22 protein-coding genes are annotated in these 26364 nt (G+C 47.3%); 12 read left to right on the top strand and 10 right to left on the bottom strand.

Going from position 1 to position 26364, the window contains the following annotated elements; all coding sequences use genetic code 11:
* The first annotated feature begins 86 nt into the window (after nucleotides 1–86).
* Nucleotides 87–455 carry a response regulator gene (locus KKE17_11340; GenBank protein MBU1710588.1) on the top strand — a complete coding sequence of 123 codons (369 nt, stop codon included), beginning with the start codon at nucleotides 87–89 and terminating at the stop codon, nucleotides 453–455.
* A 250-nt stretch (nucleotides 456–705) separates the two neighbouring features.
* On the opposite strand, the gene KKE17_11335 is transcribed toward KKE17_11340, so the two are convergent.
* Complete coding sequence (locus KKE17_11335) at nucleotides 706–1386, bottom strand: adenylate kinase (GenBank protein ID MBU1710587.1); 681 nt, start codon at nucleotides 1384–1386, stop codon at nucleotides 706–708.
* Between the two features lie 396 nt (nucleotides 1387–1782).
* Here KKE17_11335 and KKE17_11330 point away from each other — a divergent pair, with 396 nt between their 5' ends.
* From KKE17_11330 to KKE17_11315, 4 genes are all read left to right on the top strand, one after another.
* Nucleotides 1783–3522 (top strand): tetratricopeptide repeat protein, encoded by a 1740-nt coding sequence (locus tag KKE17_11330; protein ID MBU1710586.1) that lies wholly within the window; start codon nucleotides 1783–1785, stop codon nucleotides 3520–3522.
* 352 nt (nucleotides 3523–3874) lie between these two features.
* Entirely contained in the window at nucleotides 3875–5269 is a 1395-nt protein-coding gene (locus KKE17_11325) for a sigma-54 dependent transcriptional regulator (GenBank protein MBU1710585.1), read from the top strand.
* 635 nt (nucleotides 5270–5904) lie between these two features.
* Nucleotides 5905–6297: a hypothetical protein gene (locus tag KKE17_11320; GenBank protein ID MBU1710584.1), complete on the top strand. Its 393-nt coding sequence runs from the start codon at nucleotides 5905–5907 to the stop codon at nucleotides 6295–6297.
* A 154-nt stretch (nucleotides 6298–6451) separates the two neighbouring features.
* Nucleotides 6452–6880: an AP2 domain-containing protein gene (locus tag KKE17_11315; GenBank protein ID MBU1710583.1), complete on the top strand. Its 429-nt coding sequence runs from the start codon at nucleotides 6452–6454 to the stop codon at nucleotides 6878–6880.
* 26 nt (nucleotides 6881–6906) lie between these two features.
* Here the strand turns inward: KKE17_11315 and KKE17_11310 are convergent, their stop codons facing one another.
* Nucleotides 6907–7623 (bottom strand): TIGR04211 family SH3 domain-containing protein, encoded by a 717-nt coding sequence (locus tag KKE17_11310; GenBank protein MBU1710582.1) that lies wholly within the window; start codon nucleotides 7621–7623, stop codon nucleotides 6907–6909.
* 738 nt (nucleotides 7624–8361) lie between these two features.
* On the opposite strand from KKE17_11310, the gene KKE17_11305 reads away from it, so the two are divergent.
* Nucleotides 8362–9348 carry a potassium channel protein gene (locus KKE17_11305; protein MBU1710581.1) on the top strand — a complete coding sequence of 329 codons (987 nt, stop codon included), beginning with the start codon at nucleotides 8362–8364 and terminating at the stop codon, nucleotides 9346–9348.
* A gap of 80 nt (nucleotides 9349–9428) precedes the next feature.
* Nucleotides 9429–10919, top strand: coding sequence for a FapA family protein (locus tag KKE17_11300; GenBank protein MBU1710580.1), 1491 nt, complete (start codon nucleotides 9429–9431; stop codon nucleotides 10917–10919).
* Between the two features lie 71 nt (nucleotides 10920–10990).
* On the opposite strand, the gene KKE17_11295 is transcribed toward KKE17_11300, so the two are convergent.
* The 8 genes from KKE17_11295 to KKE17_11260 all read right to left on the bottom strand — a co-directional run bounded on the left by KKE17_11295 (nucleotide 10991) and on the right by KKE17_11260 (nucleotide 19577).
* Nucleotides 10991–11701 (bottom strand): pyridoxine 5'-phosphate synthase, encoded by a 711-nt coding sequence (locus tag KKE17_11295; protein ID MBU1710579.1) that lies wholly within the window; start codon nucleotides 11699–11701, stop codon nucleotides 10991–10993.
* Between the two features lie 2 nt (nucleotides 11702–11703).
* Nucleotides 11704–12159 carry an rRNA maturation RNase YbeY gene (ybeY, locus tag KKE17_11290; protein ID MBU1710578.1) on the bottom strand — a complete coding sequence of 152 codons (456 nt, stop codon included), beginning with the start codon at nucleotides 12157–12159 and terminating at the stop codon, nucleotides 11704–11706.
* A gap of 52 nt (nucleotides 12160–12211) precedes the next feature.
* On the bottom strand, nucleotides 12212–13174 hold the full coding sequence (locus tag KKE17_11285) for a PhoH family protein (GenBank protein MBU1710577.1): 963 nt from the start codon (nucleotides 13172–13174) through the stop codon (nucleotides 12212–12214).
* Between the two features lie 175 nt (nucleotides 13175–13349).
* A complete protein-coding gene (locus KKE17_11280; protein ID MBU1710576.1) occupies nucleotides 13350–14231 on the bottom strand; it encodes a DsbA family protein in 882 nt (293 codons plus the stop codon).
* 152 nt (nucleotides 14232–14383) lie between these two features.
* On the bottom strand, nucleotides 14384–15619 hold the full coding sequence (locus KKE17_11275; GenBank protein MBU1710575.1) for a (Fe-S)-binding protein: 1236 nt from the start codon (nucleotides 15617–15619) through the stop codon (nucleotides 14384–14386).
* A 128-nt stretch (nucleotides 15620–15747) separates the two neighbouring features.
* A protein-coding gene (gene prfB, locus KKE17_11270; protein MBU1710574.1) for a peptide chain release factor 2 occupies nucleotides 15748–16843 on the bottom strand; the annotation gives its coding sequence in 2 pieces (ribosomal slippage) (nucleotides 15748–16773 and nucleotides 16775–16843; 1095 coding nt in all).
* 238 nt (nucleotides 16844–17081) lie between these two features.
* Entirely contained in the window at nucleotides 17082–18644 is a 1563-nt protein-coding gene (lnt, locus tag KKE17_11265; GenBank protein MBU1710573.1) for an apolipoprotein N-acyltransferase, read from the bottom strand.
* Between the two features lie 81 nt (nucleotides 18645–18725).
* Nucleotides 18726–19577: a hemolysin family protein gene (locus KKE17_11260; GenBank protein ID MBU1710572.1), complete on the bottom strand. Its 852-nt coding sequence runs from the start codon at nucleotides 19575–19577 to the stop codon at nucleotides 18726–18728.
* Between the two features lie 858 nt (nucleotides 19578–20435).
* Here KKE17_11260 and KKE17_11255 point away from each other — a divergent pair.
* The 5 genes from KKE17_11255 to KKE17_11235 form a co-directional block, all read left to right on the top strand.
* Nucleotides 20436–21842: an acetyl-CoA carboxylase biotin carboxylase subunit gene (locus KKE17_11255; protein MBU1710571.1), complete on the top strand. Its 1407-nt coding sequence runs from the start codon at nucleotides 20436–20438 to the stop codon at nucleotides 21840–21842.
* Nucleotides 21843–21860: 18 nt separating this feature from the next.
* Nucleotides 21861–24116: an acetyl-CoA carboxylase carboxyl transferase subunit alpha/beta gene (locus KKE17_11250; protein MBU1710570.1), complete on the top strand. Its 2256-nt coding sequence runs from the start codon at nucleotides 21861–21863 to the stop codon at nucleotides 24114–24116.
* A gap of 162 nt (nucleotides 24117–24278) precedes the next feature.
* A complete protein-coding gene (locus KKE17_11245; protein ID MBU1710569.1) occupies nucleotides 24279–24926 on the top strand; it encodes a hypothetical protein in 648 nt (215 codons plus the stop codon).
* Nucleotides 24917–25849 carry a biotin--[acetyl-CoA-carboxylase] ligase gene (locus KKE17_11240; protein ID MBU1710568.1) on the top strand — a complete coding sequence of 311 codons (933 nt, stop codon included), beginning with the start codon at nucleotides 24917–24919 and terminating at the stop codon, nucleotides 25847–25849. The genes KKE17_11245 and KKE17_11240 overlap by 10 nt, the downstream gene beginning before the upstream one ends.
* 112 nt (nucleotides 25850–25961) lie before the next feature.
* On the top strand, nucleotides 25962–26364 hold a 403-nt coding region (locus KKE17_11235), incomplete at its 3' end, for a glycosyltransferase (protein ID MBU1710567.1).

Genomic DNA, 26364 nt, shown 5'->3' with positions numbered 1-26364 from the left:
GGTTCGATTCATGAGTTCGGCGCAGCTGGCCTTTTAATGGAAAAGGTTGAAAATTGTAACCTCTGATGGTTGGAGTGGTGAGTCGCATGCCTGTGAAAATTCTTATTGTAGATGACGAAAAAGAAATCCTTGCCTGGATGAAGATCTCCCTTGAGAATATCGGATTTCATGTGAGATGCTCGATTGATGCGAAAGACGCTTTAAAGGCCTACGATGAAGAGAAGGCGGACCTGATTATAACCGACATGGTCATGCCGGGAATGAGCGGCTTGACCTTAATCATGGAATTAAACAAGATTGATCCTGAGGTGAAAATTATCGCCATATCAGGGGGAGGGATAATAAACGGTCAGCGGTATCTTGCCCTGGCCAAGGAGATCGGCGCCGATCTCATGCTCCCGAAACCTTTTGGAGAGAAAGAACTGCACCTGGCAATAAAAGAAGTTTTAGGCTAGGCGTGTTTGACTCCTGAAATATCCGGAGTTACTCCTTTCATCAAGTGAAGTTGAAACGCAAACAGGCCGATGGGATTTCCCATCGGCCTGTTTGCGTTATAATGCTAATTGGCAACTGTTCAGGTGAATAGTCTGTAGGTGTTTAGTCTTTCAGCAAACAAAATATCAAAGCAAAGCGCTCATCACTTCAGGAACGATTCGGCTTATGTGCCATTCATATGCTGACAGTCTAAACAGCTAATCAACCTGATTAGTTAAGCTTTTTCATGATTGCTTCACTTACTTCGTTAATTGACGATCGCCCGTCAACGGATATTACCTTGGTTTTTCCGCCCAGAGTTTTAAAGTAATTGACCGCAGCCATTGTTCCGGTTTTATCGTCGTAATAGATATTGTGACGTTTGTCGATGGCCGCATCATCTTGATCATCAGCCCTGGTATTCAAAGCACCGCCGCATACCCGGCAAACAATTTTGCCGTCTTTTTCAACGGGTTTGATGGCTTCAAAGGCAATATGGTTTGGATGGTTGTTATCATTGACGCAAAGTCTCCGGCCGGTAATTCTGAGTTTTGCGATATCCCGCGGCAGGACGATTTCTATGACGTAATTCAGGGCGATTCCTGCATCTTTGAGGGCTTTTGCCAGGGTTTCTCCCTGGACCTTGTTCCGCGGAAATCCGTCCAGGATCCAACCCTTTTTGCAGTCGTCTTCCTTGAGGCGATTGAGGATCATCGGGATAGTGATATCGTCTGGAACCAGATCGCCTCGATCAATATACTCTTTGGCCTTTTTGCCGAGTTCCGTGCCGCCGCCGATGTTCACTCTGAAAATCGCCCCGGATTCAATGTGGGGCATGTTGTATTTCTTTTGAACTATGGCGCCTTGCGTGCCTTTGCCGCTTCCATTGGGACCAAAAACCAGAATGTTCATAAATCTCTCCTTTTGTTGTATTTAATGATCGCAATATGCCTAATCATATCCGGGTGTAATATGCGCAAAGGAGGCTGTTGCCATGTCGGTCGGGACAGAAGGCTACGTTTGAAAAAGCTGAAAATCGACCGCCGGTTCTTGGAGCCGTAGTACTGTATTCCAGGAAAACTGCCAGAAATTGACTGCTCTCTCCCCACACAAAAGTGTGGAAAATATAATCCAATTACCGGTCAATGCCAACAAAATATCTTCGCGGCTGAGAGTGTTATAAAGTATGTTTAGTGATGCGTGTCAATGCTTTCCCTTTATTTTTTTTATTTTTCCGGAGATGTTGCTGCAAGTATTGTCAAATATTATGCAATACGGCAGGAATAATCTCTTCAAGGTAAGGAGCCGATGAACTCACTCCCCTGTATAATCAGAGCGTTGCTGTTGCTGTCGATGATCCTCTGGGGAGGGATTATCTACTCAAACACCTTGGACGTGCCGTTTTACTTTGACGATACGTCAAATATTGAGGAGAACCGTGCAATCCACCTGCGTGATTTCAGTCTCTCGAGCCTGCTGGGGGCAGGAGAAAAAAGTATTCTTCCCAAGCGGGTGGTGGCCAATATAAGCTTTGCCGTCAACCAGTATTTCCATGGTAACGCTGTTCCAGGATATCATCTTGTCAATATAGCCATTCACCTGATCACAACTCTTTTTCTGTTTTTCTTTGTCAGGTCAACTCTTGTTCTGAATGCCCAATGGGACAGGTCAGAAAGTACGAATCCTGATACAATTGCCTTTGCTGTGGCGTTTCTATGGATGGTTCATCCCCTGCAGGTGCAGTCGGTAACCTACATTGTTCAAAGAATGAACAGCTTGTCCGCAATGTTTTTTATTGTTGCGATGTATGGTTACGCCCAAGGCCGCATTTCAGAAACAGGGCGGGTTTCCCGTCTATGGTTTCTGGGTGCGTTTATTTCCGGGCTCTTTGCCTTGGGCTCAAAGGAAATTGCCGCCACCTTGCCTTTTTGTATATTGCTGTATGAGTGGTTTTTCTTCCAGGATTTAAGTCTTGCCTGGTTAAAAAAGAAAGCCCCGTGGCTGCTCGGTGTCTTACTTTTTCTGGGAGCTGTGGCCTTTTTTTACCTGGGAAAAGATCCATTCCGGACGATATTGGCCACCTATCAGGTCAGGGATTTCACACTTACTGAAAGAGTTTTTACAGAGTTCAGAGTAATTGTCCATTATATTTCGTTGCTCTTTTTTCCTCATCCTTCAAGGCTGAGTCTGGAATATGATTTTCTGGTTTCACAGTCTCTTTTTGAGCCGCTGTCAACCTTGTTTTCCTTTGGATTGATTCTGGTTCTGTTGCTTTTTGCGGCAATCAATGCCAGAAAACATCGGCTGGTGGCTTTCTCAATTTTCTGGTTCCTGGGAAACCTGGTAATTGAATCATCATTTATCGGGCTCGAGATTATTTTTGAGCACAGGACCTATCTGCCTTCAATGATGTTTTTTGTGCCGGCAATGGTGTTTTGCTGCCGAGAGATGCGGAAAGACTGGCTGCTGATTTCCGGGCTGGCAGTCGCCATTGTGTTTCTGTCTTTCTGGACTTATGAAAGAAACAGCCTTTGGCTGAATCCTGTTGTCTTCTGGTACGATTGCACGATAAAGGCGCCGCAGAATCCCAGGCCTTATAACAATCTGGGCCTGGCATTAGCTGAAGCGGGGAACAGTGACGCGGCAATTAAGAATTATCAGAAGGCGTTGGTGCTCAAACCGTCTTTTGTTGAGGCCCATAATAACCTGGGAATTGCTCTCAAGAACATGGGCATATTTGATGAAGCGGTTCTCCATTTCAGGCAGGCATTGATATTCAACCACAACAATGCCAAGGCCCACAATAATCTCGGCAGTCTTCTTGCGCGTCAGGGGAATTATACCGAAGCGCTTTATCATCTGCGCGAGGCGTTACGGTTCGACCCTCAATATGCCGAGGCCAGCAATAATCTCGGTAATCTCATGCAACTTCTTGGAAGATATGATGAAGCCGTGCAATACTACAGGCAGGCCCTGCGCATCAATCCAGATTATCCCAGTGCCCAGTACAATATGGGAATAGCCATCAAGCGCTCCGGAAATCGGTAGCTGATCATAATAAAAGTTCCAAAGCTCACTCTGCATTCTGAATTATAACCTTTAACATTTACCTTTAGTCATACGACGAAGGTTTTCAGTTTGCTTACCTGAAAGATCCGAAATTAAAAAACTAATATTCTTATATTGTTATCTGTCTACTTTATTTGACAAAGGCGTTTGTTTCTGGTTTATTAGACTGTAGCTGTTGTAACAGTTGGTATAAGTGGTGAACTGGGTCAATAGGCTGCCGTTGTTTTTCAAGCCGTTTAACTCATTTTGCTGCTTCAAGAGCAGGGGCAGTCGCAATGGATTGTTGTGATCAGATTAATTTTTAATTAATATTTTCTTAAAGAAAAACCTAATGGCACAAATTCTTATAGTCGATGACGACCCGTTTCTGAGTGAAGCTCTGAGACGCAAGCTTGTCCGTCTCGGCCATGACGCTTCAATCGCCAAGACTCTGGCGGATGGCTATTCCACGGCAAAATCAAAAGATTTTGATGTGATATTGCTTGATGTCACCATGCCGGACGGCAATGGTCTGGAGTCTTTACCCAGGTTCAGGGATGTGCCGTCGAAACCGGAAGTTATGATTATCACCGGTCTGGGAAACCCTGATGGCGCAGAACTTGCGGTCAAACATGGCGCATGGTGCTATCTTGAAAAGGCGGCAATCAGCAGGGAGATAGAGCTGCCTCTTACCAGGGCTTTGCAGTTCCGGGAGGAAAAGGAAAAGACCTCCCGGGTCCCTGTTGTATTGAAACGGCAGCACATTATCGGCAACAGTAAAAACATCCTCAAAAGCCTGGATCTGCTTGCCAAGGCCGCCGCCAGTGAAGTCAATGTGCTTATTTTTGGTGAGACCGGCACCGGCAAGGAACTTTTTGCCCGTGCAATTCATGAAAACAGTACACGAGCAGCGCAGAGTTTTGTGGTTGTTGATTGTGCGGCGCTCCCTGAGACTCTAGTGGAAAGCACACTTTTCGGGCACGAAAAAGGGGCCTTCACCGGCGCTGTTCAATCCAGGAAAGGGCTCATTCACCAGGCAGACCGGGGGACTCTTTTTCTGGATGAGGTGGGCGAACTGCCCATTCATGTTCAGAAATCATTTTTGCGGGTTCTCCAGGAAAAAAGGTTCATCCCGGTGGGGGGAAATAAAGAGGAAGGAAGTAATTTCAGACTGGTGGCAGCAACCAACCGGGATCTTGAAAAAATGGCAGATGCAGGCAAGTTCAGGAAAGATCTTCTTTTCAGGCTGAAATCAATGGCAATCCATCTGCCGCCTCTCCGGGAAAGGATTGGAGATATTCAGGAACTTGTCCAGCATTACGTGGCCAAGTTCTGCGAACGCTATAATCAGGAAACAAAGGGGTTTGCTCCGGAATTCATATCTGCGCTTACTGAGTATCACTGGCCGGGGAATGTCAGGGAACTTATTCAAACCCTGGAAAGAGTCATCGCCGTGGCCCAGCATCATCCCACCCTTTACCCCAATCATTTGCCAGATGGAATCAGGGTCCAGTTGGCAAGGGCGGCGGTAAAAGGCGGTAAAAAAGCTGTTTCCGGAGATGAAACCAAAAGCTCTTACACCTCTTTGCCTGTATGGCGGGAGTTCAAGGACGCTCTGGAAATAGATTACCTTCACAAACTTATTTCGCGGTGTGGCGGAAACATCCAGGCCGCCTGCAAATATTCAGGACTTTCAAGAGCCCGGATTTATCAACTCCTGAATAAGCACGGGATGGTACAAAGATGATCCGGATTTTTACGTTTCAATGCCAGAGCAGGTAGATACAATTTTTGCATTGCAAAGGTGATATGACGCCTGAATGTTTTTTCGGACAACATCCTTTGCAGTCAAGAATCTCAACTGTAATTGCCAATTTTTCCCCGCCTGAAAAAATCATCGGTCACATACACTGATTAGTCAGTTTTTCTCCCATCGTAGCCTTTTGAAAAAGCTCAAACGCCTTTTATAATAAGCTATTTATCGGGATTGTCCATTTTCGGATCTGAAAGGCTCACCAACGCCGATTGGGTCCGCTCTTGGTGCGTTTCAGTGGATCTGGGATAGTCGACCGTAAATCAAAATTTGTCACAACGAAATCCTTTGGCTTTTCTTAATTGAAGACTGTCTAATAAATTAGACCGCCGGGTTGGGGGTTTGTCTATATTCTTAGACTTAAGGGCTTCGGTTGAGCCTCGCTTTTATGAGTGCAGAAAAAATAATTTTAATAATATCATTTAGTTTGATCAATTTGTAAGCTGCCGAGTTGTGGCAGGCACAGTATTTGCTCATAAAGAGGGTTAAAGGCATTTTGCCGTATATATCTTTCTCGGCTGCAAGACTTCGTAATAGTTTTCAGGCGTAAAGGTTTGAGGGATCTCGTTATGAAACTCCTGGTTTTTTCTGCCGGCAAGCGGCAGACCGGTGAAAAACTTGCCGCAGTTGTTTTAAAGAAAATTGCTACGGAGGAGGTAGAGGTTATTGATGAGATCGGTCGATTTGCCCAGAGACTCATTGACCATAAATCCGATGCCGACTTCGCGGTTATCATCTTGACCTCGACAGGACAGGACCTTGAAACCTGTTTCGCAGTGCAGGAGCTACTGTATGATGTCAGGCTTATTATCGCACTTCATGCCTGTGATGATGAATCAATAGCCCGGGCACATCTTTTCAGGCCTCGGTTTTTGACTTCAAATGATGCGAATGATTTCAGCGATATTCAGGCTGTACTCGTAAAAATGCAGAACACTATGACTGTCTCGGCTTTTCATTAGTTCATAGCCGCACGGCGGAGTTTGAAAATCAGTTCGGGTGAACAAATTAAACGTCAAATCAAAGGAACATCCCCTGGTTGGCGAAAATCAGGCCCATGGGAATAAAGCATGGGCGATTCATTTTTTATTAATTTAACTGACTTGAGGTAAGATTATGGGAACAACGGCATTACTTGAAAAACATAAAGGGATTGCACGAATCGATCAGGTATCAAAAAGGACACATGGCTGGTATGCCCGTGTTCGTTACCTGGGTGAAACACATGCTAAATTTTTTGCCGATAAAAAATGTGGTGGAAGATATTCCGGTCTTCTTGCAGCCCTTTCCTGGCGTGACACAACTGAAAAGAAATTAGGCAAGGAAAGGACTGACAAACATGTTGTAACCGTCAGCAACAATAATACCGGTGTTGTCGGTGTGCGGTTCAATAATGAATTAAATCGTTATGAAGTGAGTTGGCTCACACCGGTTGGAAGACAGGGCAAAACCTCCGTGTCAATAAGAAGGCATGGAAAGAAAAAGGCTTTTGCCCTGGCGTGTAATATCAGAAAGGAAAAAGAAGCAGAAAGGCTCGCTTCCTGATTTTTTCCAGGTTTCTCCCTGGTGTTTTAATAATACTTCTTTTTTGTTCGGATTTTTCCGAAAAGCAGTCCAACGAGGAAGACCCCGCCGCCAGCGAGGAACCAGCGAATGGTTGTATTCTTTTTCATTCGTGAATTTTCCTGGCGAAGGGTTGTAACTTCCTCAACAAGTATTGTATTATTTTTCCTGAACTTATCGCGGTCATTGATCAGTTGCAGGGTGTCCTGACTCTGCTCGGAGAGGGTTTCGTATTTATCGGCAAGGAAATTTAATTGTTCGTTGAGCTGGGCTATTACCTGCTGGGCTTCGGCAATTTTTTGTTCGGACTCCTTAGCGTTTTTTGCGTGTTGCAGTTTTGATTCCTCTAAGGTTTTTTGGAGGGGGGGCAAGTCCTGTTCGAATTTTTTGAGTTTTGATTTCAGCCGGTCATTTTCAGTGCTCAGCTGATCAATGATTTTCATTTTTGGCAGGTCAACGGTCATGTATTGTTTGAGTATCCAGCCTATTTCCCCGGTTGAGGCTTTAGCGCGGATATATTGTTCATCTTCTTCCAGGACCTCCACTGGTGTATCGGTTTTCAGGGTTTTGATGATTTTATGGTCCGGTCCTTTTCCATCCCTGAGGGTGACAATCAGAACATCGGAGACATACATGGTTTTTGCCAGAGCAATTGTCGGTGCGGTTGCTATGGCAACTATCAAGGCAAAAAACAGTGTGAAAAAACTTAAGAAGCGATATCTCATGGCTGTACCCAGGGACCAGAATGAAGATTTGGAAAAAGACGCTAGCGAGAACTAAGGGAATAATTTTTTTCTCAATAGCATATTTGTCGATCTCGCAAAAAAAAAAGTAAGATCGACGCAGTTCATGTCACAAATAATTTGTTTCATAATTTACGCGAAATAGTTTTTCAAAGCAAGTGGGTTTGCATTGTTGGGAAAGTTAAGCAGATTTTAGCATACCTTGTCGGGGATTGATGTACTCATACTCCGAATGCATTTCGTTTTTCTCCATCAGCATTCAGCACAGAGCAAGCAGAATTCTCGGACGAGTAATTTTCGTGCCTGCAGATCAAGTCTGAAATAAAAAGGGCTTTTCATCAGTATTTTTATTGCCTGTTTGTGTGTCATCTCTTGTAATCCTTATGCGCTATCCTGCATTGATCTTGTTGTATATTACTCTTATCGGTAACAATTCATTATACCTGAATAGCACAGTGGGCTTTGCAGGGGTGGGTCCGTGTTTTTTTTGAAACATAGGGAAAAACCTGCCTTTGAGGTTTGGCTATTATTTGCAAAACAACATTCTTGATGGCGAAAGCATGGCATGGAATAAATAAAAAAATTTACACTAAAAGTATAACGCTTGGAAATCGCTGAAAAATATGATTATTTATAAATGTCGGAACAAGCAAGGGAGTAAGAAGCATTTCTTTGAGGAATAGTATTGATACTGATTTTTTTTCAGCCAAGGATAGTTGAATGAAAAAAATTGTTATAAGCAGTGCACTGCTTCTACTGATCCTGCTTTTCGGTACTTATGGGTACATGTTCTTAGAAGGCTGCAGTTTTAGCGACGGTCTCTATATGACCATGATAACCATAACCACGGTCGGCTACGGTGAAGTTGTGCATTTGACCCCGGTGGGTAAATATTTCACTATGCTGCTCATCCTCATCGGGGTGGGATTTGTTCTATACCTTGTCAGTAAAGTTACTGAGGCCGTTGTTGAGGGCGGTTTACGGAGGATTTTTGGGAGGAGAAACATGGAAAAGAAGGTTTCCAAATTAAAGAATCATTATATCGTTTGCGGTTTCGGTAGGATCGGTAAGGTTATCTGCAAGAACCTCCAGGAGAACCAGAGGCCTTTCGTGGTAATCGATACTGATCCTCAAGAAGTCACCCGGGTTGATGAACTGGGTTACCTGGTTCTGGAAGGTCAGGCTTCCGATGATGATGTGTTGATGAAAGCCGGGATCATGGAGGCAAAGGGGTTGATTGCAGTTGTTTCTTCGGATGCCGATAATGTTTACATAATCCTTTCAGCCAGGGGATTGAACCCAGCTCTGTTTATCATGGCCCGCTCAAGTGGCATTGAAGGCACGGAGACCAAGTTGCTTCGCGCAGGCGCCAACAAGGTGATTTCGCCGTATCATATCGGCGCGGTAAGGATGGCGCAGTTGGTTGTCAGGCCAACGGTTGTGGATTTCCTGGACTTGACCGTTCACGGCGGGGAACTCGGATTGCGTCTTGAGGAGTTAAGGGTCACGGAAAAGGCCGGATTTATTAACAGTGCCTTAATGGATTCCGATATTCGCAAAAAATATGATCTGATAGTTGTGGCAATAAAGCGTGAACATGGTGACATGCTCTTTAATCCGAATCCTAAAACGAATATTCTCCTGGGGGATATCCTTGTTGTCCTGGGAACCCATGACAACATAGCCGGACTTGAAAGTGAGCTGTAAGATGGAGTAAGATCAAAAAGTGGGAGCAGTCGGGTACTTTTGTTGCCGCAATCATTTTGGTTTAGGGAATAATCAGATTAATGGCCGAAAACAGTGTATTGATCAAACAGGGGGTAATGGTTTTTGCCAACCGTTTTCTCTTGAAGTTGAGTCGCGACAAGCTCGAAGCCACTCTGCTGCCCAAGGACGAATTGGGTATGAAGGCGGTTGACCTGATTCAGCTTTTCAAGGAGATCAGTGGAAACGGTGTTGTTTTCGGTTTATTGTCTGAGCCAGAACTGCAGGAGGATGGGACCTATTGTGTTGCCAGGGGAACACCTGCCGAAAAAGGTAAGGACGCAAATGTAAAGCTCCACATCAAACCGGCTTTAGTATCCACGCCCAGACAGCACCAGGGCGAAAATGCCAGAGTTGATCATCGTGAACTGCAGAATATTGTTAATGTGAAGAAAGATTTGCTGCTCCTCGAGAAAATCCCCCCCACTTCCGGCACTTCCGGTCATGATGTTCTCGGTCGGGAAATTAGCACCCGACCAGGAAAGGACAGGAAATTAAAAGTCGGTCCCGGAGTTTACCTGTCTGAAGACGGGAGCAAGGTGTTTGCTAAAGTTGATGGCAAATACCTGATGGAAGGCGGCAAACCTGCAGTGTATCCGGATCATATCATTAACGGTGATGTTGATATGAGTGTCGGTAATATTGTTTTTGGCGGGCAATCCATAAGCATCAGCGGCGAGGTGCATCCAGGCTTCCAGGTGAAATGCCGGGGCGATATTGAAATTCTTAAAGGAGTCAACAGCGCCCAGATTATTGCGGGAAGCAATCTGATTATCAAGGGTGGGGTGATCGGACCCGATGCTCTGGTCAGGGCCAAAGGTGACATTCATGTGGATTTCATGGAAAATAATTGCGTTATAGAGGCTTTCGGTAATTTTTTTCTCAATGATTTTCTTGTTCAATGCACCGGCAGAGTCAATAAAAATTTTATTGGGCCCATTAAAGGTGGGGTGATCGGAGGAGAGTTGGTCATCGGCGCTTCAATGTATGTCAATGACCTTGGCTCTGATGCCGAAGTGACAACTCAGGTTGGTGTCGGGGTGATTCCGGGCATCATGAAGCAGAAAAAGGAACTTGATGCGGATTTTGCACTCTGGTCTGAAAGATTAAACGAAACCATCAAGAACATCAGCGGCTTCGAGAAAATAAAGAAAGAACAGGGGGATGAATTCCCCGAAGAAAGGCTTGCCAAGCTTACCAAATATAAAACCGTTATGCCGAAATTGATGGAAAAGGTTGACGGACTACAGGCCCAGGTTGAAGAACTGCAGGAAACTCTGGACCGGATGGTAACCGAATGTATTTATGTGTATGGCACGGTGTTTCCCGGAGTTACAATCAGGATCGGCAAAGGGGTGAGGATGACGACGGCGACGGAAGAGCAGGTCGTAATTTTTTTTGATAAGCAATCCCAGCAGATACTGATCCGCAAAATGCAGCGTGAAGAGCTTGACGCCCGTCAAGATATCGCCCAGGGCAAGAAATTACTTCCGCTGGACAAGGACCAGGACTAGGAGCCAGAGAAATTGATGGGTATTGAAACGCTATTCAGCCCCGAAAATTTTTCTTTCAGGACAGGCTTTTCTCAGAGCAGGGCCAGCATGTCCCGCACCGCCTGATCCATCCCCACAAAAATCGCCCTGGCCATGATTGCATGGCCGATGCTCAGCTCGTCAATACAGTCAATCTCCGCAACCCTTGTGGTATTACGATAATTGAGACCATGTCCGGCGTTGACTCGTAAGCCCGCTTCAAATGCCTCTTCAGCAGCAATAACGATTAAACCGAATTCCTTATTCACCTCTGCATCGGTGCGCGCATCACAATATCTTCCCGTATGAATCTCTACAAATGTCGCGCCGACCTCTTTGGCTGCCGTTATTTGTTTCGAATCCGGGTCAATGAAAAGACTTACCGGGATGCCGGCCTTGTTCATTTTGGTAATAGTCTGCCTGATTTTCTTTTTCTGGCCGGCAACATCAAGACCGCCCTCAGTGGTCAGTTCTTCTCTTTTTTCAGGAACCAGGGTGACCATGTCCGGTACTATGTCCAGGGCCAGTTTAATTATTTCATCGTAGGCAGCCATTTCCAGATTGAGTTTTGTTTTGACCGTTTCCCTGAGGATTCTGACATCGCGTTCCTGTATATGGCGTCGATCCTCGCGAAGATGGACGACAATGCCTTTTGCTCCAGCGAGTTCGCAGATTCCCGCTGCAAGGATCGGGTCTGGTTCGTCAATGCCGCGGGCCTGCCGAAGGGTTGCAACATGATCAACATTTACAGCGAGTATGGCCATTGTCAGATCTCCTTTATTATCAAATCAAGTTCTTTGATGATTTTTTTTTCTTCAGCCCTCATGAAATCATCCTCTTCATCGGATCGTTCATGATCATGACCCAGAAGATGCAGGAAACCGTGGATAAGAAGTTTCACAATACGTTCTAGTGGGCTGATGCTTTCCTGTGCGGCCTCCCTGATTGCCGTATCGACGGAGATGACGATATCGCCAAGCATGGTCTGGGAGAGTTTATCAGGTTCGTCATCCATGGGAAAGGCTAAAACATTAGTCGGCACCGGTTTTTTTCGGTATTGCCCGTTGAGTTCGGCCATCCGTTGATCCGAGACCAGCAGAATGCTGAGTTCCCAGTCGGTCCTTTTGGATAAATTGAGGAGTTTTTCGGCTATTGCTGCAAGAGCCTGGAGACTGAGATTGTAAGTATTCAGGTCTATTTCTGACGAGATGAGGACAGGCATAATCTATGTTCTTAGCTTTTTTTGTGGTTTGGTTTTTATCCAATGACCTGGATTATTTTGTTGAAGATTTGGATTTTTTTTCGTAGGCGCGGATTATATTCTGCACCAGGGGATGCCGCACCACATCAACATCAGTAAAGGTGCAGAAGGAAATCCCTTTGATACCCTTGAGGATGCCGGTGGCCTTGACCAGCCCGGATTTCTTGGTGGAGGGCAGGTCTATCTGAGTGATATCGCCGGTTATTACCGCTTGTGAGTTAAAGCCCAGGCGGGTGAGAAACATTTTCATCTGCTCGTTGGTTGTGTTCTGGGCTTCATCGAGAATTACAAAAGCATTGTTTAGGGTGCGTCCTCTCATGAACGCCAGAGGGGCGATTTCAATGACCCCTTTTTCAATGAGGTCGGCACTTTTTTCAAGACCCAGCATGTCGTTTAATGCATCATGGAGCGGGCGGAGATAGGGGTTCACCTTCTGGGCCATATCGCCGGGAAGGAATCCGAGTTTTTCGCCGGCTTCAACCGCGGGTCGGGCCAGGATGATCTGTTTTACCTGGTCGCTTGCAAGAGCCGATATCGCCATGGCCACCGCAAGGTAGGTTTTGCCGGTGCCGGCCGGGCCGATTCCGAAAACAATATCATTATTCCTGATGCTTTCTATATACAGTTTCTGATTAATACTCTTTGGGGATACGACTCTCTGACTTGCGGTTATATAGACCTTGTCGAGAAAAATGTCTAAAAGGTCTGTTCTGGGAGAACGTTCGATTATCCGCAAGGCATACACGACATCGGCCGGATAAACCGGGTAACCGGTCTTGATGAGTTTATACAGCTGATTCAGTGCGGTTTGGGCAATTGCCGTCTCATGTTGCAGGCCGGTAATTGAAATGGATGCGCCTCGCACCTTAATTGTGACGCCTGTCGATTTTTCAATAGCGGTGAGATTTTTGTTAAGGTCACCATAGAGAAGCTTGGCAGCTTCGTTGTCTTCAAAGGTAAGTTTAGTCGTTGTCAACGTTAATGGCTTCGATATTGGAAAGAGGTTTCAACTTCGGTTTTTGTGTAAATGATAGCTGAAAAGGCCATGTCCGTCCCGGAGTTGTCAGCATTTTTAATCCTCCGGTCCGCCTGGAGGATTAAAAATGCTCTTGCCGGTTTTTGGATGAGGGTCGGTGAAACAGAGCTCCATCCTATTTTTTTGGGGGCTTTGCCAGCTCCCGGTCAATAATTTGTTTGAGTCCTGCGGCTGAATTCGATTTGAGCTTTCTGCCGTTAACATAAAGAGATGGGGTGCCGCTCACCATAAGGGCGCGGCCTTCGTTGAAATCATCCCCGACATATTCTTTTATTGCAAGACTGGTGCTGTCTTTTTTGAATTTATTTATATCCAGGTCCAGTTTTTTTGCGAGTTCTTCATATTTTTCGTCAGTAAGAGAATTCTGGTTTTCAAACAAGAGATCGTGAAAGGCCCAGAATTTCCCCTGCTGATGAGCGGCCATGGCGGCCCAGGCAGCGGGACGGGCTTTCGGGTGATTCGGCAAGGGGAAGTGCTTGAAAACCAGGACAAGCGAGGTCGGGTATTGCTGGGTCACCTGTTCCATCAAAGGCTTTAATCGTGCACAGGCAGGGCACTGGAAATCGCTGAAGACCGTAAGCACAACCGGTGCATTTTCCGGCGTCATATCGGGAGGTCCCATAAATGGCGCGCCTTTGGTGTTTATCTGGACGACAAAGTCGAGGATGATTTCCTGGATTTTTCCGGTTTTGCTGCTGCTTAAAACAAGTTTGTCGGGTATTCCCGCAACGCTCAACCCCGACACGGCGATTCTATCCATGTCCTGGCCAACGTCAAGGGTATCTTCAAGTACACCGCTGTCCGAATACACCGAGATTTTGCCCCCATCAGTGAGAACATAAATCCATTTGCCGTCAACGGTGGATGCAATATCAATGGGCTTTGCTTCACTCTGAATAGTGTGAAGGGTCTGCCATTCAATCTCAGCAAGGGCCGCGGCTGCAAACACTGTAAGCAGAAGTAATGTCAAGGAGATGCAATTGATAATTTTGTTCATTATTTTCAATCCTTATGAGGTTTTTTGTGTGTTGTCCGGGCCATTATACTCCTTGATTTATTTTCCGCAAGCCCGCTATGTGATCAAAATCCACCGTTAATCGGGATCATCGGGAATCTGATGCGGTGCATATTGGCTGTTTCTTGACATACTCAGGAGCCGGAGATAAGTTCTTCAAGGAGTACGGCCAGGTGTTTTACCGGCGTTGATTTGTTCGTTTCCACCAGGCTTGTCTGGAGTTGGATCAGGCAAGCGCTGCAGGTCGAGGTCAGCGTGTCAACCGTAAGGGACTCGAAATCCTCCATAAAAACATTCCTGATGTTTTTGGATAATCTGGGCCGCGCGAGATGGAAAAGGCCGCCGTGCCCGCAGCAACGCGGCCCGTCAGGCATTTCAACGATGATTACGCCGGGAATGCTATTCAGGAGTGTCCGGGGTGCTTTTGTTGATTTATCATTGTGGCGAAGATGGCACGGGTCATGATAAAAGATTTTCGTTGATACGAATGTTTTTTTCTCGTGCTTATCCCCACTTCCGACCTTGTTATCCTGAAGCAGAAAAGCAGAAAATTCCAAGATCCGGTCTGCAAAATCTTTTGCACGGCCTTGCCAATCCGGATCATCGGCCAGCAGCTCCGGATAATCTTTCAGATGTTTGAAGCAGGACCCGCATGAGGTGAGAATCGGCTTCTGGTTTGATTCAAATGCAAGGATATTTTTTTTTGCAAGATTTTGCGCTTCGGATAATTTGCCGGCTGAAAAGGCGGCAAGGCCGCAGCAGTTCTGGCCTTCTTGCCTCACCAGAGTTTTTTTTCGTATCGAGCGAGCGAGATTCGCGGTTGCCACGGAAATGGCCGGACAAAGATAGGTTGCCATACAGCCGCTGAAATAATTGATTGAGGTCTGTTCGTCAAACGCAATTGTCTCATGGGGGAGTTGCGTGTTGTTCTTTTGGGGTTGTGCTTTCCACTGGGCAAGGGGAAGTCGGAGGCGGAGACCGCTAGCAGCAGGAAGGTTCCTGGTGAGTTTATCAAGGGAGACCCCCATGGCGGAAATGACCGCCAGCAGGTTTGATGATGAAAGAGATTTGCGCAGGAGATATTGGAGAAAAGGGTGTTCCCCGGATGTTTTGGGGATTTGATTCCGGGCCTTGGCCAATAATAGGGGCGGATTGATTTTTCTGGTGCAGACTTTAGCGCAGGCGCCGCAGAGCAGGCATTTCGACAGAATTTCGGCGTAGACTTCGGAATCGCTGTGCCCTGGGAGTTTCGAAATCAGGTGCAGCTTGCCCCGGGCGGTATGAGCCTCGTTGCCGGTAATTTGATATACCGGACAGACAGAAGTGCAGGCGCCGCATTTTGCGCAGTCATTGTTGCTTTTTTCAGTCATGCTGTTTTGCTAAACGTGCTTTGAACGATAATTTATTGATAATACAATGCGGCTTTTAATAATTCGCAGATGTTTTATGATTTCCTGAAGGGACCCTGCGGCCGGCCTGAGCCCCGAAGCGATCAGGTTCATGGTTGCCAGAGAAGATATGACTTGATGAATGGGTCAATGTTGCCGTCGAGGACGGCGTCGACATTGCCGATTTCATGGTCAGTCCGGTGATCTTTGATCAGCCTGTATGGTTGCAGGATATAGGAACGGATCTGACTGCCCCAGGCAATTTCCTTTTTGTCGCCATGGAGTTTCTGCTGATCTTTTTTCTGTAATTTTTCTTCGTGGTCGTAAAGACGGGTTTTTAACATCTTCATTGCCGTATCTTTATTCCGGTGCTGGGACCTTTCATTCTGACATTGTACGACAATTCCTGTGGGCAGATGGGTAATCCTGATCGCCGAGCTGGTTTTGTTTACATGCTGACCGCCTGCGCCGCTTGCCCTGTAGGTATCGATGCGAAGGTCTTTATCGTTGATGTCGATGTTGATTGTGTCGTCAAGTTCCGGGAAGATGAAAACAGATGCAAAGGAGGTATGCCTTCTGCCGCTGGCATCAAAGGGCGATATGCGAACCAGTCGATGAATGCCCATTTCCGATCGCAAAAGTCCGTAAGCGTTTCTGCCGGTGATCATGATCGTCACACTTTTTACCCCGGCTTCGTCTCCTGGAAGATAGTCCAGTATCTCGCTCTTGAAATCCTTTTGTTCTGTCCATCGGAGGTACATGCGCAAAAGTATGCTGACCCAGTCCTGAGCTTCCGTGCCACCGGCGCCGGCGTGGATGGTCAGCATGGCGTTATTGGCGTCATGTTCGCCTGAGAACATGCGTTCAAGCTCGAAGGAGGCAACCTTTGCATTCAGATCGGCAATGATCTGGGATGCTTCCTTTTCAGAGTCAACGTCCTTTTCTTCTATGGACATCTGTAAAAGCAGATCAGCCTCCTCCCAATTCTTAAAAGAGGTTTCCCAGTCATCAACTGGTGCCTGCAGACGGCCGATTTCTTTCTGTATTTTCTGAGCTTCCTCGACATTTTCCCAGAAATTGGGTGAATGTGTCTTGTGTTCGAGTTCCTGGATGAGCTCTTTTTTATGATCTAATTCAAAGATGGTCTCGGAGGGCAAGGAGGCGTTCTTGAAGGTCTTGAAGCTTTTGTTTGAGTTCGGCAGACATATCTGTGTTCTCCCTGATTGTTAGTGGGGGTTATCTAAAAATACAGAAAAATAAAGGCAGTACTCTCAGTCATATCTTGTTTCAGGTCCGTAAGCCTTAAAGACAGTCTGAAATGCTTCAGCCTAAACAATTAATATAATCGTTATTTATAAAATTTGCTTTTGTTTTGAACATCCATACTGCAGTGTATTTCCCTTGGCGCGGGAAGTTCCAATCTTTCATTGGTTGACTGTTTTAGTTAATTATGGGAAACAATTTTTTTTCGCGCAAGGATAATTATCAGAACAAGGAGTGCCATCAGGCATAGAGGCGCAAAATAATGACCGATCCTGGTAAAGAATGTTGAGTCATCCATTAAAGGAAGGCGGTCGACCAGATACAGCGCCTCGAACAGGGGAGACTTTTGAGTGATCCTGCCAAGGGGATCTATGAATCCGCTGATCCCGGTGTTTGCGGCACGAGCGAGGCTTCGTCTGTTTTCAACGGCCCTGAATACAGCCATGGAGAAATGTTGTTCCGGAGCGCTTGATCTCCCGAACCATGCGTCATTTGTGATGTTGACCAGGATATTTGCGCCGTCTGCGGCCTGTTTCCTGGCAAGATCCGGGAAGATGCTTTCGTAGCAGATCAAGGTTCCTACCAGGGCATTATTGCCGGCAAGCAGTGATGGTGTTTGGCCGGCGGAGAAATCGCCGATTGTCTGGACCAGCGGCGCCAGAAAGGGCAGGAATTTTCGGATCGGCACATATTCTCCAAAGGGCACAAGGTGTTGCTTGTCGTATCTGCCCGTGATCCCCGACGAATTGATCATGAAGGCGCTGTTGTAAAAATCACGTTTGGTCAGAGAAGGCGCGGTCTGCCGGTGAGGGGCGCCGGTGAGCAGATTGACTTTTTGCCTGTTAAGCAGCCGCTTGAGGAGTTCAGGGTAATAATGGCTTTCCAGAGGGTAGAAGGGAAGCGCAGTCTCCGGCCAGATAAGAAGATCAACAGTTTCCTGTTTCAGGGCTGATTCTGAAAGGCTGATATAGTCATTTAATGTTTTTCGCTGAAATTCCGGCACCCATTTTTTATCCTGCGGCACATTTCCCTGGACAACGGCGACGGAGATTGATTCTGCCGACTCGAGCTTGTCTGCGAATTGATTGAAGCGTACAAGGTTATATCCCATAAAAGCGGTGAGGATGATCAGGCCGATGAGGATTGCCCGCCTATGATTCGTGGCCGCAGGTTCGTTTCGCCTTTCGATGAAAAGCGAGCAGGCAGAAAAAATAATGCAATTGGCGACAAGGATCAGAAAGGTAAGGGCGTGATGCCCGAAAAGATCGGCAAGCTGGATGATAACCGGGAACTTGAATTGGGAATATCCCAGATCCTGCCACGGGAAACCGGTAAACAGCAGGCCCCGCAGGTAATCAAGGGCGACCCAGAGAGGTGGCGCGATAATCAGTACCTGCGTCCTTTTCATCGCCCAGCTGCAGATCCCCGCAAAGGCCGCAATATAAAGGCTCAGATAAAAAGCAAGCAGCAGGAGGGCCGGGATCGAGATCCACAAGGGAAGATAGCCGTATTTGCCCAGGACGATGACAATCCAATAGAGGAGCAGCGTATAAAAGACCATGCCGCAGATCAGGCCGTAAAGGGATGCCCGTTTGGGTTCGGCATTCTTGATGATCAGCAGCAGAGGAACAAGTGCCCCCCAGGCAAGCGGCGCAAAGCCCACGAAGCCCGGAGACGAAGCATATAACAGCAAACCCGAAAGGACGGCCGGCAGGCTTGATTTAATGGTTATGGTGGATTTCAAATAACTAATGGGCGTGGCTCGCTGGTGGACAGACAGTAATTAACTGGTTCCCATCCGGAACCTATAGCTTCCGGATGAATGCTAACTGATTTTTTGAATTTTCAAGGTGAGTATTCGGCGCTTAGTTGCCGCGATGACTTGAATATGGAGGCCATCAATTTCAATCTCGGTGCCTTTCAGCGGGACACGGCCGAGTTTATGGATGACCAGGCCGCCAATGGATTCATAGGGGCCTTCCGGAAGCTTGTTTTTAAAAAATGATTCAATGTCTTCAACATTTACCTTGGCGTCGGTGAGTATGGTGTTGTCTTTGATGATTTTCCAGGGTTGCTCCAGGGTGTCGTATTCATCATTGATTTCGCCGACGATTTCCTCAAGAACATCCTCAAGGGTAACCAGTCCGCGCACCCCGCCGAATTCATCGGTTACAATGGCCATATGGTTTTTATTGTTCTGGAAATCACGCAGGATATCGACAATTTTCTGCTGTTCGTGAACAAAAGACGCCGACTTGGCCATTTCTCCTGCACTGGGTTGAGGTTCGGCAAATATACCGGTAAGCAAATCTTTTGCATGGAGAACCCCGATAATTTCATCAGGTTTATTGTCCGTGTATATTGGGATACGCGAAAACCCACTCTCGTTGATTATGGAAATAATTTTACTGATGGGTTCCGAAGCTTCTGCTGAAATAATTTCAGAGCGCGGCGTCATTATTTCATGGACAAGGGTATCCCGGAATTCGAGAATGCTGCTTATCATCTGGCCTTCCCGGGAAGAGATGAGGCCGGATTCTTCGCCTTCTTCAAGAAGTTCGTGGATTTCCTGTTCCAGGTCTTCCGCAGTATCAGGGGAACGGTTTATGCCGATATACTGAAGCAGGCGTTTAAACAGTGATGATTCACCGGATTCGTGAGCAGGGGGATTGTCCATCAGGTTTGATGAAGTGCTTGGTTTTTATTTGTAAAAGTCGCCAGGAAGCATGAGTATCTGCACACCGAAAAGCATGATTGCAAAAGGGACTTCGTCAGGATACGATTCAATGTGTCTGGACCTGTTGATTGTTGCGAGACTTTCAGCGATTTAATCAAATTTAAACTTTTTATAATTTATGGTATAGGTGTATCTTGTCCGAATCGTGATTCCGGAGTCTCGCAGAGCGCGCATGCCGCGAAGTCTCGTTACTTTCGTTTATCAACGATGCCGATATCGTAATAAGGCCGGTTCCGAGGCAGAATGCGGTAATCTGGCAAGAATACCGTGCCCTGTTGATCGCGGAGAGACTTTTTGCGATTTTGTTATTAGTTTTGCAGGACTTGGTTCGTCATCATGGTTTTTATAACATGATTTTTATTACTGAATCAAGGTGGTTAGTAAAGTTCATGGCTAAGAGAAAAACGACAGCTTGTCAAGAAAAAAAATTGACGTCTTGCGCTAAAATCGGTATAACGCCGTCCTTTATTTTTATTTGTGGTTATTGTTTAAAGACGTAATGTCTGACATGGATATCGATTTCTCTTTTTTCCAGGAGTAATTAAAAATATTTATCATCCGTCCACAAATGATTTTCGTGTAACTGTCAGTAAATAACCTCCCGGAAGGATCAGGCTGGCGGCACTCTGAGACACCGGGACGTTAATCTTTGTTGAAACTTATTGAAATAATCCTATACGATAGTTTAATTTGTCGGCATCGTTAGAAAGCACAATGCCGACGCGTAAGCCGCCTCTGAATTTCAGATATTCCTTGGGGCGATAATTCAGATTCGATTTTTGACGAGGGCAGGATAACTTGAAAGATAAAGTCTTAATAGCCAACCGGGGAGAGATCGCCCTCAGAATCATGGAAGCATGTAAGGACCTGGGCCTTGATTATGTCCTGGTTTATACTGATGCGGACATGGATTCGAAACATGTTCGTCTCAACCTTGACAGTAAGAAGAACCGCGACAAGGTCTGGCGGATTTCAAGCTACACCGATCCCAATGATATCCTTTCAGTTGCAGATCACACCAAATGCACAGCCATTCATCCGGGTTACGGCTTTTTTTCAGAAGATTATCGTTTTGCAAGACGGGTGACTGTCCGTGACCGGCCCCTTACCTTTATCGGGCCGAAATGGGAAGTTGTCCGGGATCTTGGTGATAAGATAAATACCAAGCGGGTTGCGAATCGCCTGGGAATTCCGACAATCCCGGGAACTGACGGCCCTATTTATAATGAAATCGAGGCTGAGGAGATTGCCGATCAATTACTCGATGACCAGATCGCCAGGAAGATCGAAAACCCGTCCATACTGGTAAAGGCCGCTGCAGGTGGCGGTGGCATGGGCATTGAAGAGGTCAAGCGCATCGAGCAGTTCCGGCGGGTTTACCGCCAGGTGCAGAATTATGCCAAACGGCAATTCGGCGACCCCGGCGTGTTGATTGAGCAATGCCTGAGGGATTATAATCACCTTGAAGTGCAGTTGACCTGCAGCCGGCACGGCGAGCGGGTGCATTTCGGCACCAGAAACTGTACCATCCAGAGCACCGGCCGCCAGAAACGTCTTGAAGCGGCGCCCGGTTTTGACGACGGCTGTTTCGTCTATGATTTCAATGCATCCGAAGTTCTTGATAAAATTGTCGAGTATTCCCTGCGTCTTGCATCCCATGTCCGATACGATAATGTCGGCACCTGGGAGTGGATTGTCGCCCGCGACGGTCAGCCCTATCTCCTTGAGGTGAATACCAGGATACAGGTTGAAAATGATGTGTCCGGACGGTTCAGTTATATTCACGGCAAACAGCCGAATCTTATCCGGGAGCAGATCCGCCTGGCCCTTGGTGACAGACTGGGCTACACCCAGAATGATATAGAGTTCAAGGGGGCAACCATAGAATTTCGCATAGTTGCCGAAGATACGCAAAGAGGGTTTGCGCCCTGGATTGGCACCATCTCAAAATTCCTATATCCCAAGCACAGTTGGTCGGCGGTTTATACCCACGTCCCTTCGGACCGGCCCTATGTCATCCCCAGCGACTATGATCCCAATCTCGCGCTGGCCCTTGTCTGGGGAGATTCCATAGACGAGGCGAAGCAGAGAGGCCGTCGGTTTCTCGATGAGATTATAATAGAAGGACAGAACGCCGCCGGCAATCCGATAATTACAAACCTCTCCTATCTTCGTGCAAATATTGATAGGTTACTTACTTTTTGACAAACGGAAACTAACTAGATGGAAGATTTAAGAAAGCGGCTCCTCAAAGCTGAAGAGCGGATAAACTACCTTTCCCAGATTAAGGAAGGCAGTGAATGGGGCAACCTTGCTGGCCTTGTAAGTAAAATCAATCAGCTGCGGGATTCTTTCTATGATCATACAGTTGAAGGTCTTGCGGAACAGGTGCGGGCTCTTGAAGATTCCCTGTCTTTTCTGGAAGATCGCTGCGAAGAAAACCTGACCTCCATGGAAAGGGTGCGGATTGTCCGTAATCCCCAGCGCTTTTCTCTCAAGGATATTCTTGAAAACGTCTATGACGATTTCACCGAGCTTGGCGGCGAGGAGGATATCAATATCGATCCGGCCATGGTTGCTGCCCGGGCGAATATATTGCGCCGCTTTAAAAACCGGGTTGTTACCCGGCAGGTCATGGTCATCGGCCATGAAAAGGGTCATGGCGAGGAATACCGAAACGGCGGTTCCGCCAAACCGTGGGGCAATGAAAAGGCCCTGCGCTACATGCGGGTTGCCGAGACCGAAGGCATTCCCATCCATTTTTATGTATTTACCCCGGGAGCTTTTCCAGTGGAGGACTATCCCGGCGCGGCCCAGCAGATTGCCAGAAACCTCTATGTCATGGCAAAATTACGGGTACCGATGATCTCGGTTACCTCGGAGGGCGGTTCCGGCGGCGCCGAGGCCATTGGTATGGCCGACCAGCGCATGATGTTCTCCCATGGTTATTATTCGGTAATATCTCCTGAAGGCGGCGCGGCCATTGACGGAAAATTCCGCGAGGGAGAAAAAGTCCCCAAGGAAATGATCGAGGCAACCGCCGAGCGTTTGCGGATTACTGCCGAAGATAATCTGCGCCTTGGAACCATTGACCGGATAATTCAGGAGCCTCCCCTGGGAGCAAAGCGCGATGATTTTGTTTTTTTCAAGCGGTTGCGGTTTGAGATAATTCGCGCCACCGATGAAGTGGTGTTGAAGACCAAGAGTCTGCGGGCCTTCAGAGCCTATGAAGTGAAAATGAAAAAGGTCGAGGATCCCACCGTTGAAAAACCGCATCTCAATATTTCCTGGGAATTGCAGAGCGATGAAGTGAGAAGGCTTCTGGCCCAGCGCTCCAGGAAATACCGGAATATGGCGACCCACGCATTTGACGGTAAAAAGGGAGCCAGCTCAGCTTTTTTTCGGACAGTAACCAAACTTGCGGCCAGGGTCTATTACTCTTTTCGTTATGATGTTCTCAAAAGCCAGCAGAAGCAGGTGCGCAAAGTGTTTGAGGATGTGCACGGCGAAGGCTCTGTTTTAATCAAACAGGTTTCTGCGCCGTTCAGTGCGGCATATAATTTCATATCCAGAAAACCGGAGAATAAGATCGTCAAGGCGGTTGCCGGCCGACCTGCCGGAGCCGAGGAAGATTTGAAATTCGGCGAGCAGTATACAAGCCATCTGGCCAATGAGGACAGAACCGTGTCCTGCCCCAATGCTGAAAAGCACGGGTGCAAGGATCTCTGGGTGCCGGACCTTTATGGTGAATTCTGCGGCGTCTGTGAAAACTGCGGGCACCATTTTCCTCTTGAGTACGAATGGTATCTGAAAAATCTATTTGATCAGGATTCCTTTCGTGAGTTCAATGCCGATATCTGCGCCAAGGACCCCCTTGGTTTTTTCGGATATGAAAGCAAGCTGAAAACCGCGTGCAGCAAGACGGGCCGCAATAGCGCAATCATAACCTTTGATGCGCAGGTCATGGGGGTCGATCTGGTGGTTGCTCTGCTGTACAGCAATTTCAGAAACGGCACGGTGGGCGCTGCCGAAGGCGAGAAATTCGTGCTGGCCTGCGAGTCAGCCAAGATCCGCAGACGGCCGCTTCTGGCCTATGTCCACACAACCGGCGGCATCAGAATCCACGAAGGGACCCTGGGTGTCGTACAGATGCCGAAATGTACCATGGCGGTGCGGGAATATATAGATAACGGTGGATTGTATATCGTTGTGTATGATATCAATTCCTATGCCGGGCCGGTGGCCAGTTTCCTGGGTTGTTCGCCCTATCAGTTCGCCATACGGTCAAGCCGCATCGGTTTTGCCGGAGAAGGGGTGATCAGGGAGACCACCGGTGAAGACATTCCACCGGATTATCATAAGTCCAGGAATGCTCTGAGAAGAGGACATATACAAGGTATCTGGGACCGCCGGGAGTTCAGGCGCAATCTGCACAAGTCTCTGCTCACCATGGGTGGTCGGAATCTTTATTACAGGTAACTGTTCAGGCTGACAGGCTGTGGGTGTTTTGTAAAAGAAAGAGACGGTTTTTTTGTATTCCGGTTCGATCACTGGGTAAAGTTAACAGCCTTCAGGCTATAGTCTAAACAACCTCAGTAGTTACTATTATAGGTGATTTGAGTGAGTATGGCCGTGGATGAAATGGAGCAGGAAATAGATTTTGATGAGGTGCTGACCAAGTACCGCTCTGACCCGTATGATTATGTTGATATCCATACAACCCATACGGGAAGGATCAGATTTAAGGTAAGCAAGGGCGATGCTGTTGAAGGCAAAAGCGGCAAGTGGACTCAGAAACCCGGTTCGCTGTTGTTTATTCTGCAGCGGGAAAGAAATCCCAAATCATTTTTTTCATCGACCAACGGTGAAGTCTCGTCGATCAGGGATGATCTTGAAGGGCAGTTTGTTGAGGCCGGTGAAAAAATTCTTACCATCCGGCATCCTCTGAAGAAGAAGGAAATCATTGAAAGCATCCTTAAAAAGGTCCTGTTTCCTTTTGTCGCCCCTGAACGGGCGAAATATTTTTTCTCGCTGGAAACGCAATCAAAAATAGAAAAATACGGCCAGCGTGGAGTGACGGTCAATCCTGGCGATGAAATTCTCGTCATGTCGTTGATGAAGCGGGACACACCGGTCTATTATACAGGCGAGCCCGGAATCATCCATTCGGTGTATTTTAAACCCGGAGTCAATGTTGATCAGGGTGAACCGCTGATCGGGGTCTGCTCTTCCGAGAAATTACCCCTTATCCAGAAAATTATCACGCGTGTCAAGGCCGAATGGGAGTAGACGTTTCTCTTTCTCCAGCACTTGTTCGGCAGATCATAGTTGATGAAGAGATACCCCTGCGGGTGAAGGGTTCGCCGCGGCAAACGGTTGAGGTTGTTTTCCGTTACGGCGGTCATGTTGGCTCGATCATCGAAATGCATGAAAGTCTTGCCCGGGGCATGGATCATGCCAGGGGGTTGATCAGAATTCATGAGAATGAAGAGACATCCTTCCCCAGCGGCATGGCAATCCTTGCCGACGAGCTTACCGGCGGCAAGGGGCGGTTCCGAAGAAGCTGGCATGCCCCTGCCGGAGGTGTCTGGCTCACCCTGGTTCTGGTCAATACCCTCCTCCCCGAAACCTCCCGATTATATCCCCTTGCTGCAGGGGTTGCCTGTTGTGAAACCCTGCGTCGCTATGACCTCGATGCGACGATTAAATGGGTCAATGATGTCCATGTGCAGGGGAGGAAAATTGCCGGAATCCTTGCGGAAACCGCCATCGGTCATCTGCACAGGGAAGAATATGTGCTCATCGGCATCGGCATTAATGTAAACAATACGGTTTTTCCCGACGAACTTGCCCCCCATGCTGTTTCATTGAAGACCATTCTGGGAAGGGAGGCAGACCTCAATTTGTTTGCCGCACGCCTCCTTGCTGCCCTTTCATGGAATATCGGTTTGTTGCATTTTGAAGAACAACGCCTGCTGCAGGAATCCGATGACCGCGACCTGCAGAATCCAGCGGATCATCTGCTTTTCAGAAGTTGGCGCAAATTGAGTGATTCAATCGGCCGGCGGGTTCGTTTCGGATTCAATGTCTTTGAAAAACCCCAGTTTGAAGCAAGGGTTGTTGATCTTGATAATTCAGGCGGGCTGGTCCTGAAACTTGATGACGGCACGACTCATGTCGAACATTCCGGCGAGATTGTCTATCTGGATTAAGAGAATAGTGCTGAGGGCTGAGTGCTGAGTGCTGAGTGAGGGGTGAGGAGAATAAAGCTGAACGCTGAAAGCTCAAGGCTCAAAGGTGAAGGGATTGGAACAAACTCCAAGCATAAAACCTGCCGTCAGTATCATCATTCCCACGTATAACCGAAGCGCTTTTTTACAGGAAGCCATAGACTCGGTCCTGGCGCAAAGCTATTCGCCATATGAGATAATCGTGGTGGATGACGGTTCGGCTGATGATACCCCGGAAGTTGTCAAGGCTTACGAGAGCAAGGTCAGATACATCCGCCGGGAAAATTCCGGCCCCGCCGCAGCCAGAAACACCGGGATCAAAGCCGCCCGCTCAGATTACATTGCCTTTCTCGATGACGATGATCGGTTTGATAAGCGGAAGCTTGAAATCCAGGTCAAGGCCATGGTGGACAACCCCGGATTCCTGGTTTCCCACACTCAGGAAATCTGGTTCCGGCGCGGCAAGCACCTGAACCAGAAGATCAAACACCGCAAGG

Source organism: Pseudomonadota bacterium (genome assembly GCA_018823135.1).
GTDB lineage: Bacteria > Desulfobacterota > Desulfobulbia > Desulfobulbales > CALZHT01 > JAHJJF01.
Note: the sequence above shows the minus strand (reverse complement) of the source record. Positions and strands in the feature narration are given on the sequence as shown.